Here is an 18,309-nt window from a genome sequence, read left to right as displayed (position 1 = left end):
GGTGCAGCCTCACTGTCCCACGGTGCATCACCGGTAACATCAACACTGAGCCTTTCGAGCAACCTGACCACCAATGCGTGGCGCGCTCCTTGATCCAACATCTCGGTCAGCGTTCCGGTTTCGCGAACCACTGAAGAAACATGATCGTAGCTCATCTGTTGACAAGGACGCCGTCTAACGGGATGTAACTTCGGATCGTGCGATCATCCCGTGTCTGCCGGCACATCAGAACTTGCGCACCAGTTCGATCACTTCATCCTGCTGCTTGCACGTGATCTCCGCGAACATCGGCAGCGACAGGATTTTTCCCTGATCGCTGGCCGCATTCGGAAATTGCTCGGGACGATGGCCGAACCGCTGATAGGCGGCAAGGAACGGCAGCGCCGTCGGATAGTTGATCGCGGTCTGCACGCCGTTGGCGTTCAGGTGCGCGGCCAGCGCGTCGCGGCGCGGATGCCTGATCGTGTAGAGGTGATAGACGTGGCTGCGCTCCGGCGCGACCTCAGGCACGATCACGTCCTCGATCTGGTTGAGGCCGGCATTGTAGACCTCAGCCGCGTTCTGGCGCGCTTCGGTCCAGGCCGCGAGATGCGGCAGTTTGGCCGACAGGATCGCGGCCTGCATGCCGTCGAGCCGGCTGTTGATGCCTTCGATATGATGTTGATGCTTCACCAGCCCGCCATGCCGCGCCAGCATGGTCATGTGCTCGGCGAGCGCGCCGTCGTTGGTGACGATGGCGCCGGCATCGCCCATCGCGCCGAGATTCTTGCCGGGATAGAACGAATAGGTCGCCGCCGCGCCGAAGGTTCCGACCTGCCGGCCCTTGTAACGCGCCAGATGCGCCTGCGCGCAATCCTCGATCACCCAGAGCTTGTGCTTGCGCGCGATCGCCATGATCGCATCCATATCCGCCGGCTGGCCGTACAGATGCACGGGAATGATGCCGACGGTGCGCGGCGTGATCGCGGCCTCGATCGCCGCCGGATCGATCGTGAATGTCGCGCCATCGGTATCGCAAAACACCACGGTCCCGCCGGCATGCGTGATCATCGCCGAGGTGGAGATCCAGGAATGCGCCGTGGTGATCACCTCGTCGCCTGGCTTAACCCTCAGCGCGGCCATGGCCAGATACAGCGCATCGGTGCCGTTGGCGCAGGACACGCAATGCTTGACGTCTACCGCCGCAGCGAACTCCCGTTCGAACGCGTCGACGTAGGGCCCGCGAATGAAGGCGTTGTCGCGGATGACGGCGGCGATCGCGCCGTCGATTTCGCTTTTGATGGTCTGATACTGCAATTGCAGATCGGCAAAGGGCACCGGCATTGATGTCTTCCCTACTTCTCCGTCAACAGCCGTCGCGCCGGATTGCCGGCATAGGTTCCCGCCGTCGTGATGTCCCTGGTCACGACGGCGCCTGCGCCGATGACAACGTCATCGCAGATCCTGACCGGCATGATGGTGGCGTTGGAGCCGATCGAGACGCGGTTGCCGATCACGGTCTCGCGCCACAATTCCTTGTTGCCGCGGGCCGGGCCGCCGATCGAAAACGTGTCGTTCACGAACATCACGCCATGGCCGACAAAGCAGTCTTCGCCGATCGTGACGAGTTCGCAGACGAAGGCATGGGACTGCACCCGCGTGCGGGCGCCGATCACGACGCCTTTCTGGATTTCGGTGAACGGCCCGACGAAGCATTCGTCGCCGATCTTGCAGCCGTAGAGATTGCACGGCTCGACGATCTTGACGCCCGTGCCGAATTCGACGTCGCGCATACCAGCCTGATGGATCTCCGGCTCCTTCATGGCGCGACACCGAGCCGGCCCAGCCGCGGCGCGAAGCGAAGCGGCACCTCGGCGCCGGTCTCGATCGATTCGTAGAGCGCCGAAATCAGTTCCAGGCTCTTGCGCCCTTCGAGACCGTCGACCAGCGCCGAGCGCTGGTTCACCAGACAGTCGATCACGTGCTGATAATAGGCCTGATGGCCGAAGCCGTAGACGTTCGGCGGATTGACTGAGAACTTCTCGATCACATCCTTGTCGGACGCAAGTTCCTCGACAAAGCGCCAGTGCCGGATCTGGTTGACGGCAAAGCCGGCGATCTCGACCGTTCCCTTCTCGCCGAGGATCGAGAGCGAGCCTTCGAGGTCGGTCGGACGCACGGCCGTTGTCGCCTCGATGATCCCGAGCGCGCCGTTGCGGAATTTCAGCGTGGCGACCGCGGTGTCCTCGGCTTCGATCTTTGCCAGCGCCGTGACGGCGCGGGCATGAACGCTGACGACATCGCCGAAGAACCATTCCAGCATGTCGATGTGGTGGCTGGCCTGATTGGAGAGCACGCCGCCGTCATAGGCCCAGGTGCCGCGCCAGGCATCCTGGTCGTAATAGGCCTGGTCGCGGCTCCAGCGGACGCGGACCGTGCCGAGGATCAGGCGGCCGAAGCGGCCGGCCTCCAGTGCCTCGCGCGCCTTCACCACCGGCACGTTGAAACGATTCTGCTTGACGACGAACAGCTTGATGCCGGCAGCGTCGCAGGCGCGCACCATGTCGTCGGCATCCTGCAGCCGCAACGCCATCGGCTTCTCGACGACAACGTGCTTTCCGGCCCGGGCGCAGGCGATGACATGGGCCGGATGCATCCCGCTCGGCGTCAGCACCGCCACGGCATCGATATCCTGCCGGGCGAGGAAGTCATCCACGTCATAGGTCGCCGGAACACCGAACTTCGACGCGATCGCATCGGCACGGCTGCGAACGGTGTCACACACGGCAACGAGCCTGGCTCTATCGATATGATTGCCGCCCAGAAGTTCCGAGTGGCGCTTGGCGATACGCCCGCATCCGAGCAGGCCGAATCTGATCATGAGCCTTGTTCCATTAGCCGTCAGAATCGACGTTAGCCGCCTGATCGACCCCCGCCAACCCTCCAGGGCGGCACACCCCCACGACTCCGGCCGCACGGCCCGGGTTCTCTCGCCGGTCCGCGGGCGTTGCCCCCCCGAGAGGGGCAACATTGCCGCACTGGCCCCCACCAATTGCAGGATTTCAATCCTTGGCGGGCCGGTTAATTCAATCCTTGGCGGGCCGGTTAAATAGCTCGATGGGATTTCAGTTTCCAAACACGGCCGGGCGCGGTATCCCCTGCTGATGCAGTCGGAGGCCGCTTTTCGCCGGCGAGGGTCAACCCTTGGTTGCTCTCATATGATTCGCCGGCCTATAGTGGGAGCTGGTTTTGTCAGGTTCATGCAACAGGAAATTCAGCAGCGAAAAGGTGGCCTTGGGCTGATGAATTCAGGCCCCTCACCTGCCCCTGATGCTGCCGGCGCACAGTCGAGCGCGGTCTCCGATTTGCAATGCAGCCGCAACGGCAAAAGGACCAGGGTGCTGGTAACCGGCGCCGACGGATTCGTCGGCCATCACCTGGTTCCCTATCTCGTCGCCCAGGGATACGCGGTGATCGCGGCGTCGAGAGCCGTGAATGCCGTCGACAGTCCGAACGTGACCGCCGTTCGGCTACCGGATCTCTCGCGACCGTTCGACTGGCAGCCCCTGCTGGACCGGAGCGATGTCGTGGTTCATCTTGCGGGCATCGCTCACAAGAACGCAGGCGACGACTTTTATGACCGCGTCAATCATCACGCGACGTCGGCGCTGGCGCAGTCGCTATCGCGCGGTGCGCCAAAGCATCTGGTGTTCATTTCCTCGATCGCCGCCCAGTCCGGCTCCTGTGCGGATCATGAGCTGACCGAGGATGATTTTCCGACGCCGAACAATGCGTATGGGCGGTCCAAATTTGCCGCCGAACAGGCGATACGTGCGGCCGGCATTTCGTTTACGATCCTGCGTCCCGTCGTGATCTACGGCAAAGGCGAGAAAGGAAACTTTGCGACCATCCATCGGATTTCGCGCCTGCCGATTCCGCTCCCCTTCGGGGCGCTATCGGCACAAAGGTCCGTGCTGTCAATCGAGAACTTCAACTCGGCCGTCGCAACCGCGCTCAGCAATCCGCGTGCGCGCGGCGAAACCTTTATCGTGTCCGACCCGGCGCCTGTCACGGTCGCCCGTCTCATCGAACGCCACCGTGCGAGCTGCGGCCGGGCTCCCTGGCTGATATCGGTACCTCAAACCTGGATCAAGCTGTCACTCAGGGCCACCGGCAAGGGCGCGATTTGGGAGCGGATCGGCGAGCCTCTGGTCGCACCTCCGACAAAGCTGCTGTCGATCGGCTGGAAGCCATCCTGAAGAAGCGCCGATCTTCAGGATCCCGGCGGCGCAAACACGACACTGCCCGGCCCGCGTGAAACGCGGCGCTGACGGTGCCGCAGGCTGGTCATTCCATGACCATGCAACAGCATGTCCAGCTGGAATCCACAGCGGCATCGAAGCCTTGCGCGATCTGCCCCCCTGCCGTATCAACGACCGGAAAATAGAGGCCTTTCCGGGCCGAAACCGGAACCGGGTTGCCGCTTTGGACCGCCAAATTGCCAGACAAGAACCACCTTACCATCGCCGAGAGCGACACGATCGAGCAGGCATTCCAGCGGCTCAATGCCAACAAGCTGGGGATTCTGTTTGCCCGTGACGCCGAGGGGCGCGTGATCGGCGCCGTCACCGACGGCGACATCCGCCGGCGGCTGCTGACGGGAATATCGATCCAGGGCGAGGTGGCGAGTTGCATCAACCGCGATTTTGTTTGGGCGCGCGCCGGCGCCCCCCGCGAACAGATCCTCAAGCTGCTCGACCAGCGGGTCCATGTCGTTCCGATTCTCGATGCCGACAGCCGCCTGGTGGACGTATTCAGCCGCGATCTGTTCAATCTCGGCGAGGAGAGCGAAGTATTTGCCCGTGCGCGCTCGCCGGTACGAATCAGCTTCTCCGGCGGCGGCACCGACCTCACGCACTATTTCGTCGACAATGACGGCGGCTCCGTCATCAACGCGACCATTGCGATGTACGCGCATGCGACGTTGCGCCGGCGTAACGACAACCGGATCCGAATCTACTCGCATGATTTTCGCTGCACGGTCGAAGCCGACAATCTCGCAGGCCTCGGCAGCGGCGGTGAACTGGCGCTGATCAAATCGGTGGTCCGCCTGATCCAGCCGGCCTACGGTTTCGATCTCGACGTCTCAGCCGATTTTCCGGTCGGCTCCGGCCTCGGCGGCTCCGCGGTGGTGTCCTCCGCCATCATCGGCTGCTTCAACGAATTCCGCTCCGACCGGTGGGACCGCCACGAGATCGCGGAAATGGCGTTTCAGGCCGAACGTTTGATGCTGAACATTCCGGGCGGCTGGCAGGACCAGTACGCCACCGTGTTCGGCGGCTTCAATCACATGGAGTTTTCGTCCGAGCAGAACACCATCGTTCCGCTTCGGCTCGAGGCCAATATCGTCGCCGAACTCGAGGAAAGCCTCGTGCTTTGCTACACTGGCTCCAACCACGATTCCGGCTCGATCCACCGCGACCAGAAGCAGCAGCACGAGACCAGCGACGCCGTCGCGGCCGCAGCCAAGCAAAAGGAAGTGACGCGCGAAATCCGCCATCATCTGCTGCGCGGCCAGCTTCTGGAATGCGGCCGCCTGATCGACGAGGCGTGGCACGCCAAACGTCGCCTCAGTCCGCTGATCAGTTCCACCGAACTCGACGCGATCTATGATCTCGCCAAGGCCAACGGCGCGGTCGGCGGCAAATTGCTCGGCGCCGGCGGCGGCGGCTATTTCATCTTCTTCGTCCGACCGTTCCAGCGCTATCCGCTGATTGCGGCGCTGGAGCAGAAAGGCCTGTCCTGCTCCCGCATCGCGTTCGAGGAAAATGGCCTGCGGACCTGGAAATCGCGGATCAAGACCTGAATACTCACGGGCCGGATATGATGATGCAAGACAAGAGCGATCGTTCGATTGCGCTCGATGCTCCGGCCGACGAGGCCGGACGAATTTCACGCGATGCCTGCCCGCTCTGCGCATCTTCCAAACGAAGCCCGTTCAGAACGGTTACACGTCTTGGATCGAACCACGAGATCGTCAAATGCGCAGGCTGCGGCTTCGTATATGCCGCCACGGCGCGATATGACACCGCAGACCACGGCGAAATATCCACGCTCTACTGGCGCTTCCGCAGCCGCCATCATCAAATCAGACGCCTGATCCATCAGCACCTGAAGCCCGGTTCACGCATCGTGGAGATCGGATGCGGCCGCGGAGAACTCGGCTACATCATGAAGGACGATCCATATACCTATGTCGGCTATGAGCCGGCGGACGGACTGTCGAAGTTCGGCCAGGACCACGGCGTCAACATCGTCCACGACTTCTTCAAGGGCGAGACGGCGGGCGCCGCTGATGCCATCGTCATCGACAACGTGCTCGAGCACGTCCTCGATCCCCAGGGCCTGTTGTCCGATGCCGTGGCCACCCTTCGCGATGGCGGGCTGGCGATCGTGATCGTTCCAAATCGCGACGACCTGCGGCAGATCGTGCCGAGCTGGCGAGATGCCCGGCACTGGATCCCGCCGGACCACATCAACTATTTCGCAATGAGCGACGTGAGGCGAATGTTTGCGAGCTGCAAGCTCGACGTGAAGCCGTTTGCCTTCCATGCGTTGACCATGGCAGACTACCGGTATTTTCCTCGTGCAATGCTGGAAATTGCGAACATCTCTCTGCTTGGGCACAACGTCTACGCGATAAAGCGCCAAGCGTTTCAAAAGGAAGGCGCATCGGCGCAATGAACGCATCTTCGGGGAAGAATAATCCGAAACAATCGTTGACGATCGCCGACCGTCTGGTCGGAGATGACCATCCATGTTTCATCATCGCGGAAGTCGGCAACAACCATAACGGCGATTTCGATCGCGCCATCGCGCTGGTCGACGCCGCGGTCGCAGCCGGCGCGGATTGCGCCAAATTCCAGATGCGCAAGCTGGACGAGGTTTACCGCGCCTCGAGCCTTTCCGGCAAGGACGACGACCTCGCCGTCGAATACACCCTCGATTTGCTGCGCCGTTTCGAACTGACGACCGAACAGCAGCGCCGCGTCGCGGCCTATTGCGCCTCGAAGAACATCCAGTACCTCTGCACGCCCTGGGATGCGTCGAGCGTGGCGACGCTGGAGACCTTCGGCGTTCAGGCCTACAAGGTCGCCTCCGCCGATCTGACCAACCTGCCGCTGCTGGCGAAGCTTGCCGCGACCGGCAAGGCGCTGATCGTCTCGACCGGCATGAGCACGTCGGATGAAATCCGGGCTGCCGCGAAATTTCTCGACGACCGCTCGGCGCCATACGTGCTGCTGCATTGCCAGAGCACCTATCCTGCCGCGCTTCACAACATTCATCTGCGCTTCATGGAAACGCTGCGGGAAATTCATCCCCTCGTCGGCTATTCCGGCCACGAGCGCGGGATCGCGGTTTCGATCGGCGCGGTCGCGATGGGCGCGGTCCTGATCGAGCGGCACATCACGCTCGATCGCGAGATGGAAGGTCCGGATCACGCGGCGAGCCTGGAGCCGGAAGAGTTCAAGGCGCTCGTTTCGGGCATTCGCGAAGTCGAGGCCGCGCGCGGCAAGAAGCTCGCCGAACGCGCGCTCAGCCAGGGCGAACTGATCAACCGCGAGAACCTCGCCAAGAGCCTGGTGGCCGCGCGCGACATTCCGGCCGGCACCGTCGTCGCCGAGAGCGACATCGCAGTGAAGAGCCCGGGCCAGGGCCTGTCGCCGCTGAAAATGCCGGCGCTGATCGGCCGCCCGCTCAACCGCGCGATGGCGAAGGACGATTACTTCTTCCAGAGCGACCTCGACAACGGCGCCGCCACCGCGCGCCGCTATCGTTTCGACCGGCCCTGGGGCGTACCGGTCCGCTATCACGATACCGAAAGATTCCTGGAAATCTGCCAGCCCGACATCATCGAATTCCATCTCAGCTACAGCGACATGGAGCGCGATCCCGCCGCCTATCTGTCCGGCACCTACGATCTCGGCTTTGTGGTGCACGCGCCTGAGCTTTTTGCAGGCAGCAAGCTGATGGATCTGGCGACGCCGGACGAAGTCCTGCGCCGCTATTCGCTGGAACAGACCCAGGCCGTCATCGACATCACGCGCGGATTGAAGAAGTTCTTTCCCAAGACAAAGCGCCCGCCGATCGTCGCCAATATCGGCGGCTTTACCATGGACGAGCCGCTGTCGCCGGAGCGGAAAGCAGAGTGCTACCGCATCTTCGCCGCGAGCCTGAAGGAACTCGACATGGACGGCGTCGAGCTGATTCCGCAGACCATGGCGCCGTTCCCCTGGCATTTCGGCGGACAGCGTCACCAGAATATCTTCATCTTTCCGGAGGAGTCGGCCGCCTTCTGCGCCAAGCATGACTTGCGGATGTGCGTCGATATCTCCCACACCAAGCTTGCCGCCAATCATTTTGGCTTCGATTTCGGCGAAGGCCTCGCGCAGCTCGGCCCGCATACCGCCCACCTCCACTTCGGCGACGCCAAGGGTCTCGACGGCGAAGGCCTGCAGATCGGCGAAGGCGAGATCGATTTCGATGCGATCGGCGCCGTGCTGCGCAAGCACGCGCCCGGTGCCTCGTTCATCCCCGAGATCTGGCAGGGCCACAAGAACATGGGCGAAGGATTCTGGACAGCACTCGAGCGCCTCGAGGGCCGGATATGACAAGGCGCACGTCGGGGCGAACGCTGGCCGTCATCGCCGCGCGCGGCGGCTCGAAGGGAATCCCGCACAAGAACCTGATTGACCTCTGCGGCAAGCCGCTGATTGCCTGGACCGTCATGCAGGCGGCCGCGGCTGATGGCGTCGACGTCGTCGCGGTGTCTTCCGACAGCGACCAGATCCTGGCAGCTGCGGAAGCTGCCGGCGCGGTCTGCGTCCGGCGCCCCGACGACATCTCCGGCGATCTGGCGTCGTCGGAATCGGCCTGGCTCCACGCGCTGGAACAGCTTGAGGCAAAGCAGGGCCCGTTCGGACGCGTCGTCGCGTTGCAGGCGACCTCGCCGATCCGCGAATCCAGCGACATCGAACAGGCGCTCGCGACGTTCGAGCGTGAAGAGCTCGACAGCCTGCTCTCGGTCTGCGAGGTCGAGGATTATTTCAACTGGCGCGTCGGCGCCGACGGACCCGAGCCGATCAACTATGATTTCCGCAACCGGCGAATGCGGCAGCAGATCGAGAAGCGTTATTTGGAGAACGGCTCGTTCTACGTTCTAATTCCCTCGCTGCTGCGCGAACATAACAACCGGCTCGGCGGCAAGATCGGAATGCATGTGATGGAGCGCCACAAAATGTTCCAGATCGACCGCCCGGAAGACATCAAGCTTTGTGCGGCCATCATGCGCAGCTACGGCTATGCATAGTCCGGCAGCCTTTTCGCTCGAAGGCAAGACCGCCGTCGTCACCGGCGCCTCGCGCGGCATCGGCGCGGCCATCGCGAGCGGCCTGCAGGCAAGCGGCGCAAAAGTATTCGGCCTCAGCCGGACCGGCACGGCGCCCTCGCACATTACCGCGCTCAAGTGCGATCTCGCCGATGATGCGGCCATCCAGTCCGTATTCGACAATCTGGCGAAGACCGGGGAACGGCTCGACATCCTGGTCAATGCCGCGGGCATCAGCCTCCCAGCCTCCGCGACGAACGAGCTCCAAAGATTTCGTGACACGCTGGCCGTCGATCTCAGCGGCGTCTATGCGACGATCCTTGCGGCCTATCCGCTGCTCAAGCATGCCGACGGCGGCTCGATCATCAACGTCACCAGCATCAATTCGGTGCGCGGCTTCCCGGGAAACCCCGGCTATGTCGCCGCCAAGGCCGGGCTTGCCGGCCTCACCCGCGCGCTGGCTGCGGACTATGCGCGCGACGGCATTCGCGTCAACGCGCTCGCCCCCGGCTATGTCGCGACAGCGATGACGGCGAAGAGCTTTGCCGATCCTGACATGCATGAGGACCGCCGCCGCCACACCATGCTCGGTCGCTGGGGCAACCCGGACGACCTCGCCGGCGCCGCCGTCTTTCTGGCGTCGTCCGCTTCGGCCTATGTGACCGGCCAGGAATTGTTCGTCGACGGCGGCTGGACCACCAAGGGCCTTGCGATCAGCGAAGGTGACAAGCCGTGACCACGACGCTCGAACGCATCGGCTTCATGCAGGGACGGCTGTCGGCGATGGTCGACGGCAAGATCCAGGCCTTCCCGTGGAACGAATGGCGCGAGGAATTCCCCCGCGCCCACGCGCTCGGCCTGACCCGGATCGAATGGACCATCGACCAGGATCGCTTGCGCGAGAATCCGCTCAACACCGCTGCTGGGCAGAAAGACATTCTCGAACTGTCGCGCCGCCACGCGCTCAGAACCGCAAGCCTGACCGGCGATTGCTTCATGCAGGCGCCGTACTGGAAGGCCGAGGGCGAGACGCAGAAATCGCTGGTGGCCGATCTCGATCTGGTGCTCAGCTCCTGTGCGACCCTCGGCATCGAATTCGTCGTCATTCCGCTGGTCGACAATGGCAGGATCGAGAGCACCGCGCAGACCGAGACCTTGCTGCGCGTTCTGCTCGAGCGCGCCGCCTCGCTGTCGAGGCAGCGCGTCAAGATCGTCTTCGAATCCGATCTGCCCCCTGCCCCGCTCGCGCAGTTCATCGACAAATTCCCGCGCGAGGTGTTCGGCATCAACTACGACAGCGGCAACAGCGCCGCCCTCGGCCATGACCCGGCCGAGGAGGTTCCAGCCTATGCGCCGCGCATTCTCAATGTCCATGTCAAGGACCGGCTGCTCGGCGGCACCACGGTGCCGCTTGGAACAGGGGCAGCGGACCTCGCCAAAACCATCCGGCTGATCGAGCAATCCGGCTATCGCGGGCAATACGTCCTGCAAACCGCGCGCGCTGCCGACGGCGACCATGCCGGCGTACTGGCAAAGTATCGCGACATGACCGTTCGCTGGATCGAGGATGCAAGGCGATGAAACTCGATATCGAGGGGCGGGTCGCATTGGTCGTCGGCGCGAGCCGCGGCATCGGTTTTGCAATCGCCGACACGCTAGCAGCCGAGGGCGCCAGAGTGGCCCTGGCGGCCCGCGGTCTCGATGGAATCAAATCGGCCGCCGACAGAATCGGCCGCGGCGCCTCGTTCCACGTCGCTGACGTCACCGATCCCGCCGCAGCGCTTTCGCTGGTGAGCGAGATCGAAAAGCAATACGGCAACATCGACATCCTCGTCTGCAACGTCGGCAGCGGCGCTTCCGTGCCGCCGGGCAAGGAAACCGCGACCGAATGGTCGCGGGTGATGGACATCAACCTATTCGCCGCCACCAACACGATCGAAGCGGCACGCCCGCTGATGAACCGCGGCAGCGGCGACCGTGCGATCGTTTGCGTGTCCTCGATCTGCGGGCTTGCCGCGCTCGGCGCGCCGGTGACCTATTCGGCGGCGAAGGCGGCCTTGAACGCGACCGTGCGCGGCCTCGCCCGGCCGCTGGCGCTCGAAGGCATCCGGATCAACGCCGTTGCGCCCGGCAACATTCTCGCAGCCGACGGGACCTGGGCGCGCAAGATTGCCGAAAACAAGACCGCCGTGGATGAGATGCTGATTCGCGAGGTGCCGCTGCGCCGCCTGGGCAAACCCGAAGAGGTCGCGGACATCGTCGCGTTTCTCGGCTCTCCCCGCGCCGCATTCATCACGGGCACCGTGATCGTGGCCGACGGCGGACAATTGCGTGCTTGAACAGGAGCGCTCCATGACCGCCCCCCCCGCTCGATATGACCTCACCGGACGAACCGCGCTCGTCACCGGCGCCGGTGGTTTGCTGGGGCGTCAGCACGTCGCCGCGCTGGTCGATGCCGGCGCGCGCGTGGTGGTCAGCGACGTCGGACTGGCGCAGGCTGATGCGACCATTGCGGCCGTGAAGGAAATCGCGCCCGCGGCCGATCTTGTTGCCGCCGCCATCGACGTGACGTCGCAAGCTTCGGTTGCCGCGGCCGGCGATGATCTCGCCGGCCGCGGCATCGCCGTCGATATCCTCGTCAACAACGCCGCGATCGATCCAAAGGTCACCTCCACTCCCGGCGTCATGCATTCGTCGCGTTTCGAAGCCTTTCCGGTTCCACAATGGCAGACCGAGATCGCGGTGGGATTGACGGGTGCGATGCTGTGCTCGCAGGTGTTCGGCGGCGCGATGGCCCGGCGCGGCCGCGGCGTGATCCTCAACATCGCCTCGGACCTCGGCGTGATCGCGCCGGATCAGCGGCTCTACCGGCAGCCCAACATCACGCGCGACGAAGAGCAGCCGGTGAAGCCCGTGACCTATTCCGTCATCAAGCATGGCCTGATCGGTTTGACTAAATATCTCGCGACCTACTGGGCAGACCAGGGCGTTCGCGTCAACGCGATCTCGCCCGGTGGCGTCTTCAACAATCAGGACCCCGCCTTCGTCGAACGCCTGACGCGGCTGATCCCGATGGGCCGGATGGCCCGGGTCGATGAATATTGCGCGGCCGTCCAGTTCCTCTGCTCGGACGCCTCGAGCTACATGACCGGCCAGAACTTGGTCATGGACGGCGGGCGAAGCGTATGGTGATGCGCGTCGGTGCACACGGCTGGAGCCGCATAACGCTTCCTTATCCGTGTTCCACTTGCATTCGAGGATAGTAGGAAATAAGGGTCATTTGACCCTTCCAGCCTCGCGAGGATTCGTGGAATATCAGCTTCCCACCACGGCGCCGGATGCGAGAAGCGTCTTGAGATTTGTTGTTCCGTTGGTCTGGAAGTCGAAGTGGCTGATCGCGGCGGCGGCCGTGCTCGCCGCCACCGTGACCTTCGCGCTGATGTCGTCCGACAAGATCGAGGCCTGGAGCGGCCGCGCCAACCTGACGATCGGCCTTGCACCGGCCAGCGACTTCCTTGCGCAGAAAAGCGGACCGGCGGTCGCGCCAATCGAGACGCCGCGACGAACGATCGCACGGCTCTCCGATCCGGCCTTCAGAGAGCTGATCGTCAAGCGGGCGGTGTTCGAGCCGGCGACGGCATCGATTTCAAGATCGATGGTCGCATCCAGCCTGCGCGGAATCGCGCTGGACAAGGAGCGCGACGTCGCAATTGAGCTGACCGCCGGCTCGGCCGCCGATGTACAGTCGGCGTTTCGGGCGGTTGCCGCCGAAGTCGGCGCGGCACATGCTGCGATCCTCGATCGTCAGCTCGATGTGGTGGAAAGCAGAATCAACGAGGTCAAGCTACGGATCGCCGCGATCGAGAAGGAAATCGACGAGGTGAACGAACGCCTGCTCAAGCCGTTGCCGCCGCCCAGGAGGAACGAGTCCCAGCGTTCGCTGATTTCTCCGATGCTGGTGACAACGATCTCGGCATGGAACGAACTGCAAAGCCTGGTACGCAACGATACGATACTGAAGCAGTTGAGCGAGCAAACCGCCCTGCGCGTCGAAGCGGATCACGTTGTCGTCACGCATCGTTCGATCGAAAGGCTGCGGACCTCGCTGCTGGCCGGAGCTGGCATGCTTGTCGCGATGATCATCCTGACCATCGTCGTCAATCCACCGACACGGGCCAGCGGCAGGTTGGGCAAGATCGATTTGACCGAGCGCTGACAGCGGCAGAAAGCTCAGGCGATGGCCACGCTTCCAGAACAAATCGCTGTTGCGGCCTCCGGCGCCGCATTTCTGCTGTGCATCCTGTATGTCTCCGCCTATCGACCCATCATCCTCATCAGCTTCTTCTTCATCCTCTTTACGCTGGTCTGGCGCACGGCCGCGACCATGTTCATCGACCTCGCAGGACCGGTTCTGTCCTCGCAGACCGATCGCCATATCGGGCCAGGACTGGCGACGCCGTTGCATGTGCTGGCCTATTTCGCCACGCTGGCGCCGTTCTTCTTCCTGCTGAGACCGGCAGCCGTGCAGTACTGGCTGGCCGACGCCGACCGGGAGCCCGCCGCGCCCGGAACGATAACGCTGTCCGGCATTACCGTCGTCATCTCGCTTTGCTTTCTTTCCTATCTGTACTTCGATCTCATACGCATTGGATCCATTCCGCTGTTCGCCCGTCTCGAACGGTTCGTGTACACGACGCAGTATGCGGGCGCCGCGCACCGATGGCTGATCCTGTACGGAAATTTCGTGACGTTCTGGTGGGGCGTCATGTTTGCCGCCGAACGCCTGCGCAATCACCGGGTCGACTTCCGCCACCTGGGAATGCTCGGCATCCTCATGCTTTACATGTTCCTCACCGGAAACCGCTTCTCGGCGTTCTACAGTTTCGGCAGCTTCTTCGTGATGCCTCTCGCAGCGGCCATCGCGGCGGACATCCGCGATAACAGATCCACGGCTCCATTTTCCTGGGTCGGAAAAGCATTTCAACGCCGCGACCTGATCGCGTTCGGCACGATCCTCGTCCTTGCAGCGATCGTTTCGACCGTGGGCATCTACAACAATCTGGCCAACGTCCGGCAGTACCAGGGAGAAGAAATCCTCTCGCAGTTCTGGGAACGTCTTCTGGTACAGCCGAGCGAGCTTGGCTGGATCTCCTACGAGCGGGTCTTCAGCTTCGGCCAGTGGCAGCCGGACCGCGTCTACGATTTCCTGTTTCAGGCGCCGCTGGATGCAAGCAGGAACACCACCCCGCAATTTCTGATGCTCGAGACCATCGGCGAGCCGCGAACGTATGAGCACATTTCGGGCGGCTTTCAGTTTGCCGGCGGATTTCCCGAAATCTTCTTCGAATTGTTCGGTCCGATCTATGCGTGGCCTTTCCTTTTCGCAGCCGGCTACATCGCTGCCGGTTTGACGGCGGTGACCATCAAGGGCGTCATCCAGGGCCGCTACGCGTCCGCGTTTCTGTCGCTGTACGTCCTGTTCGGATTCTATGTGATGTATATCGGCGGAATGCTGAACTTTGTCTCGACCCCGCTCTACTGGGTCAAGGTCGCAGCTCTGGCCGCTGCGCTGCTGTTGGAGGCGCGCCTCGCACGGGAAGGACTGCCATTGGTTCCGTGGGCCCTGTTTCGGGTTCCGAGCTTCCGCAAGGCAAGAGCGGCCTAGGTCCGATTAGTTAGAGAGCATCAAAGCGGCGACTTTGTCAGGTGAATTCCGCTCAAAGGAGCAACACGGATCGGGCGTGGGAATCGGGCCTCGATCCTTGCGGTTCGGCCGAAATGCCGTTAAGAGACCGACCAAATGCAGGCTGAGCGGGGCCCGGCCAGAAATCGTTGCAGGATGGGTGTGACAGTGGAAAAGGCCGAAAGGGCCGGGGTCGAAACCTCGCACGCGCGGAGGTTTAGAAACTTTGTCGGACGGTCCCTGGTACCGAAATCTCCGGTCCTGCTGTCTATCAGGAATTATGTCCTGCTGACGCCGCCGGTATTCGCGCTCCGCTTCCATCTTCGGCGGCTCTATTGGCGCCTCACCGGACACAAGCTGCAGCAACTGGTCAAGGGAGAAGGCGTCGAGAGCGGGTTCGTCGCCGAAAAGGTGCTGCCGTACAACCTCGGCAACATCAACATCATCAACCGCGGACGGACCGAGCGCGTCATCGCCATCCTGCGTTCGATTCGCGGGCTCAAGCTCGGCGCGCTGAAGACGCTTGTCGTCGGCCCTCGCAACGAAGCCGAACTGCTACTGCTCGCGTCCTACGGCTTCGACCCCGCCAAGCTGACCGCGATTGATCTGTTTTCCTATTCGCCCGCCGTGCGCCTGATGGACATGCACGAGCTGAAATTTCCGGACAGCTCCTTCGACGCCGTCTACAGCGCGTTTGTGATCACCTACAGCGACGACATTCCGAAAGCCGTTGCCGAGACCATCCGCGTCGCCAAGGACGGCGCCCTGATTGTTTTCGTCTACGAACATCTTGCGCTCGGCGCAGGCAACCGGTTCGGCAAGAACAATCTGAGCAACGGCCCCGACGACCTGCTGGCGATATTCGGCGCCAACGCGGGTCACGTATTCTGGAAGGAAGATTTCGAGAACGACGGCAGCTACACTTCCTCCGTCGTGTTCCGTTTGACCAAACCCCAAGCTCAACAATAAATTCAATAACAGGCCAAATCGTCGGAATCGGAGATCCGAAAATGCAATCGCTTCGCAAGATCGCGTCGAGGGCACGTACGCAGACCCGCGTTGCGTTGTTTGGCAACAATCATTCGCTCAGGGTCAACATGCGCTACGCGGCCTATGAGGGCGCGGCGCGGCGCAGCTGGAAACCCCGCTCCAAGCCGACCACCGAACAGCTCGCCGCGGCGGGCCGCTTCAAGACCGAGGGCTTTGCCGCCCTCCCGCCCCCCGCCAGGATGACGGCCGAAAAGCTGCAGGCGATCCGGGAAACCGTCAATCGCCGCTTCGACGAGCAGAACAACGGATACGTCGTCAACTACGGCATGTTCCGCATGGTCGACGGGCTCGAGCTCATCCCTGAAATCATCGACTTCATCGACGAAGACATGGAAGCCATCGTCGAGAACTATTACGGCAGCCATTTCAAGATTTTCGCCGTGTCGTTCTATCGCACGCTGCCGACACCGGATAAGCCGGATTCGAGCTTCCTGTGGCATCTCGACAATTGCCCGAAGCAGGAAATCAAGCTGATGGTCTACCTCGACGACGTCGTCGCCGACACCGGTGCGCTCAGCGTCAAGGACAAGCCGTTCAGCGTCGGGCTGCGCAAGGAAGGCTTCTTCGACCGCAGGCGCATCAACCAGTTCGTCGATCGCCTTGACGACCGCAGCACCACGCGGGTGCTCGAGGGCCCGACCGGGACCCGGCTGCTGTTCGAAAATGGTGGCTGCATCCATAAGGCCACCTCTCCGAAACACGGCCATCGCGACGTCGTGACGTTCGTGCTGATTCCCTCCGACATCCCGTGGCGGCCGCACTTCGCCCGGAGCCGAAACCTGCTCAGCACCAATGCCGGAATTTGCATCGATCCGTTCCGGGATCAGCCGGAGCACGTCGGATACCAGTACTAAGCGTGGGCGCGCGCCACGCCCGGCTCTGCGGTTTCGTCGAGGACGCACTGTGCTGAGACAGGCTGTCATTCTGGTCGGCGGCCTCGGCACCCGGCTCGGCGAGCGGACCAAGACGACGCCGAAACCGATGCTGCCGGTCGGCGGCCGGCCGTTCCTCGACAGCCTGATCGACGAACTCGCACGCTACGACGTATTCGACGAAATCCTGCTGCTCGCGGGCTACAGGGCCGAGAGCATTCATGCGCGTTACGACGGCACGGTCCGGGGTCGCGCCCGCCTCGCCGTGTCGCTGGAAGAGGCTCCGCTCGGCACCGCCGGCGCGCTGGTTCACGCCGCCGGGCGGCTGCAGGAACGTTTCCTGCTGCTCAACGGCGACTCGTTCTTCGACTTCAACATCCTCGATCTGGTCGCGCGTGCGAATGGCAGTCTCGTTCACATGGCGCTGCGTGCGGACGTCGTGGGTGACAGATACGGACGCGTCGTGCTCGATGGCGACCGCGTCAGGTCTTTCATTGCACCCGGCCAGGGCGCGACCGGTCCGGTCAACGCCGGCGTCTACGTGATCGACCGCTCGATCGTTGGCCGCGTCGACAAACTTCCCGCCTCGCTCGAGCAGGACGTATTCCCTGCGTTGGCCGCCAACGGCGCCATGACCGGAACCGCCTATCGCGGTTACTTCATCGACATCGGCATCCCCGACGATCTCGCGCGCGCCGATGTCGAATTGGCCGAGAGACTGCGGCGCCCCGCGGTCTTCTTCGACCGCGACGGCGTCCTCAATCATGATTCGGGCTACACGTTCGAAGCCAGCAAGCTGCAGTGGATCGAGGGCGCCCGCGAAGCCGTGAAGGCGGTCAACGATGCGGGCTATTTCGCCTTCGTCGTCACCAACCAGTCCGGCGTCGCCAGGGGCTTCTACGAGGAAGGCCACGTGCACGCCCTGCACCGCTGGATGGCGGACGAAATGGCCTCCATCGGCGCCCACATCGATGCCTTCGAATACTGCCCGGATCACCCCGACGGGACCGTCGAGCGATATCGCCGTGTCAACGATCGGCGCAAGCCCGGCTGCGGGATGATCACGGATCTTCTCGGCCGCTTTGCCGTCAGGGCCGATGACAGCCTGCTGATTGGCGACAAGGTGAGCGATCTCGAGGCAGCCCATGCTGCCGGCCTGAGAGGGCACCTGTTTTCGGGTGGGAACCTCGAAACCTTCGTGAAGCGGTTGCTGCCGCATCCGCCGGCCAGCGCGCCATAACTGCCGCAGATCCCGATCCGGGACGCGTCCGCACCGCCGGCCCGATTGCTCCGAATGCCCCGGGTTTTCCCGTGTTATCAGTCGCGTTCGTTTGCGG

17 protein-coding genes are annotated in these 18,309 nt (G+C 62.9%); 14 read left to right on the top strand and 3 right to left on the bottom strand.

The annotated features are described in order from the left end of the window. Positions 1–225: 225 nt before the first annotated feature. Genes CQ14_RS12830 through CQ14_RS12820 form a run of 3 tightly spaced genes read right to left on the bottom strand, consistent with a single transcriptional unit; the run spans position 226 to position 2,860 of the window. The gene (locus CQ14_RS12830) at positions 226–1,323 is read right to left on the bottom strand and encodes a DegT/DnrJ/EryC1/StrS family aminotransferase (protein WP_057858247.1); all 1,098 of its coding nucleotides are present in this window, start codon (positions 1,321–1,323) and stop codon (positions 226–228) included. Positions 1,324–1,334: 11 nt separating this feature from the next. Further along, positions 1,335–1,802 carry an acyltransferase gene (locus CQ14_RS12825; RefSeq protein WP_057858246.1) on the bottom strand — a complete coding sequence of 156 codons (468 nt, stop codon included), beginning with the start codon at positions 1,800–1,802 and terminating at the stop codon, positions 1,335–1,337. Further along, positions 1,799–2,860 carry a Gfo/Idh/MocA family protein gene (locus CQ14_RS12820; RefSeq protein ID WP_057858245.1) on the bottom strand — a complete coding sequence of 354 codons (1,062 nt, stop codon included), beginning with the start codon at positions 2,858–2,860 and terminating at the stop codon, positions 1,799–1,801. Before CQ14_RS12820 ends, CQ14_RS12825 begins: the two co-directional genes overlap by 4 nt. Before the next feature lie 421 nt (positions 2,861–3,281). On the opposite strand from CQ14_RS12820, the gene CQ14_RS12815 reads away from it, so the two are divergent. The 14 genes from CQ14_RS12815 (at position 3,282) to CQ14_RS12750 (ending at position 18,212) form a co-directional block, all read left to right on the top strand. After that, entirely contained in the window at positions 3,282–4,238 is a 957-nt protein-coding gene (locus CQ14_RS12815; RefSeq protein WP_199805520.1) for an NAD-dependent epimerase/dehydratase family protein, read from the top strand. A gap of 239 nt (positions 4,239–4,477) precedes the next feature. Next, positions 4,478–5,845 (top strand): GHMP family kinase ATP-binding protein, encoded by a 1,368-nt coding sequence (locus CQ14_RS12810; protein WP_057858258.1) that lies wholly within the window; start codon positions 4,478–4,480, stop codon positions 5,843–5,845. A gap of 23 nt (positions 5,846–5,868) precedes the next feature. Next, positions 5,869–6,723 (top strand): class I SAM-dependent methyltransferase, encoded by an 855-nt coding sequence (locus CQ14_RS12805; protein WP_199805519.1) that lies wholly within the window; start codon positions 5,869–5,871, stop codon positions 6,721–6,723. Positions 6,724–6,758: 35 nt separating this feature from the next. Continuing rightward, complete coding sequence (locus CQ14_RS12800; protein ID WP_245320324.1) at positions 6,759–8,651, top strand: N-acetylneuraminate synthase family protein; 1,893 nt, start codon at positions 6,759–6,761, stop codon at positions 8,649–8,651. Next, entirely contained in the window at positions 8,648–9,349 is a 702-nt protein-coding gene (locus CQ14_RS12795; RefSeq protein ID WP_057858241.1) for an acylneuraminate cytidylyltransferase family protein, read from the top strand. The genes CQ14_RS12800 and CQ14_RS12795 overlap by 4 nt, the downstream gene beginning before the upstream one ends. Further along, on the top strand, positions 9,342–10,103 hold the full coding sequence (locus CQ14_RS12790) for an SDR family oxidoreductase (protein ID WP_057858240.1): 762 nt from the start codon (positions 9,342–9,344) through the stop codon (positions 10,101–10,103). The genes CQ14_RS12795 and CQ14_RS12790 overlap by 8 nt, the downstream gene beginning before the upstream one ends. Then, a complete protein-coding gene (locus tag CQ14_RS12785) occupies positions 10,100–10,948 on the top strand; it encodes a sugar phosphate isomerase/epimerase family protein (RefSeq protein ID WP_156434936.1) in 849 nt (282 codons plus the stop codon). The genes CQ14_RS12790 and CQ14_RS12785 overlap by 4 nt, the downstream gene beginning before the upstream one ends. Beyond that, positions 10,945–11,706 (top strand): SDR family NAD(P)-dependent oxidoreductase, encoded by a 762-nt coding sequence (locus tag CQ14_RS12780; protein ID WP_057858239.1) that lies wholly within the window; start codon positions 10,945–10,947, stop codon positions 11,704–11,706. The genes CQ14_RS12785 and CQ14_RS12780 overlap by 4 nt, the downstream gene beginning before the upstream one ends. A gap of 13 nt (positions 11,707–11,719) precedes the next feature. Next, positions 11,720–12,559 (top strand): SDR family oxidoreductase, encoded by an 840-nt coding sequence (locus tag CQ14_RS12775; RefSeq protein WP_057858238.1) that lies wholly within the window; start codon positions 11,720–11,722, stop codon positions 12,557–12,559. Between the two features lie 160 nt (positions 12,560–12,719). Next, the gene (locus CQ14_RS12770) at positions 12,720–13,583 is read left to right on the top strand and encodes a hypothetical protein (protein ID WP_156434934.1); all 864 of its coding nucleotides are present in this window, start codon (positions 12,720–12,722) and stop codon (positions 13,581–13,583) included. Between the two features lie 21 nt (positions 13,584–13,604). After that, positions 13,605–15,032 (top strand): DUF6418 domain-containing protein, encoded by a 1,428-nt coding sequence (locus CQ14_RS12765; RefSeq protein ID WP_057858236.1) that lies wholly within the window; start codon positions 13,605–13,607, stop codon positions 15,030–15,032. A gap of 186 nt (positions 15,033–15,218) precedes the next feature. Continuing rightward, positions 15,219–16,019 (top strand): class I SAM-dependent methyltransferase, encoded by an 801-nt coding sequence (locus tag CQ14_RS44625; RefSeq protein WP_199805518.1) that lies wholly within the window; start codon positions 15,219–15,221, stop codon positions 16,017–16,019. Positions 16,020–16,060: 41 nt separating this feature from the next. Beyond that, positions 16,061–16,954: a phytanoyl-CoA dioxygenase family protein gene (locus CQ14_RS12755; protein WP_057858234.1), complete on the top strand. Its 894-nt coding sequence runs from the start codon at positions 16,061–16,063 to the stop codon at positions 16,952–16,954. Between the two features lie 49 nt (positions 16,955–17,003). Beyond that, entirely contained in the window at positions 17,004–18,212 is a 1,209-nt protein-coding gene (locus CQ14_RS12750) for an HAD-IIIA family hydrolase (RefSeq protein WP_057858233.1), read from the top strand. Positions 18,213–18,309 lie beyond the last annotated feature (97 nt).

The organism is Bradyrhizobium lablabi (genome assembly GCF_001440475.1).
Classification (GTDB): domain Bacteria; phylum Pseudomonadota; class Alphaproteobacteria; order Rhizobiales; family Xanthobacteraceae; genus Bradyrhizobium; species Bradyrhizobium lablabi.
The sequence above is the reverse complement of the archived record's forward strand: the minus strand, read 5'-3'. Positions and strand labels throughout refer to the sequence as shown.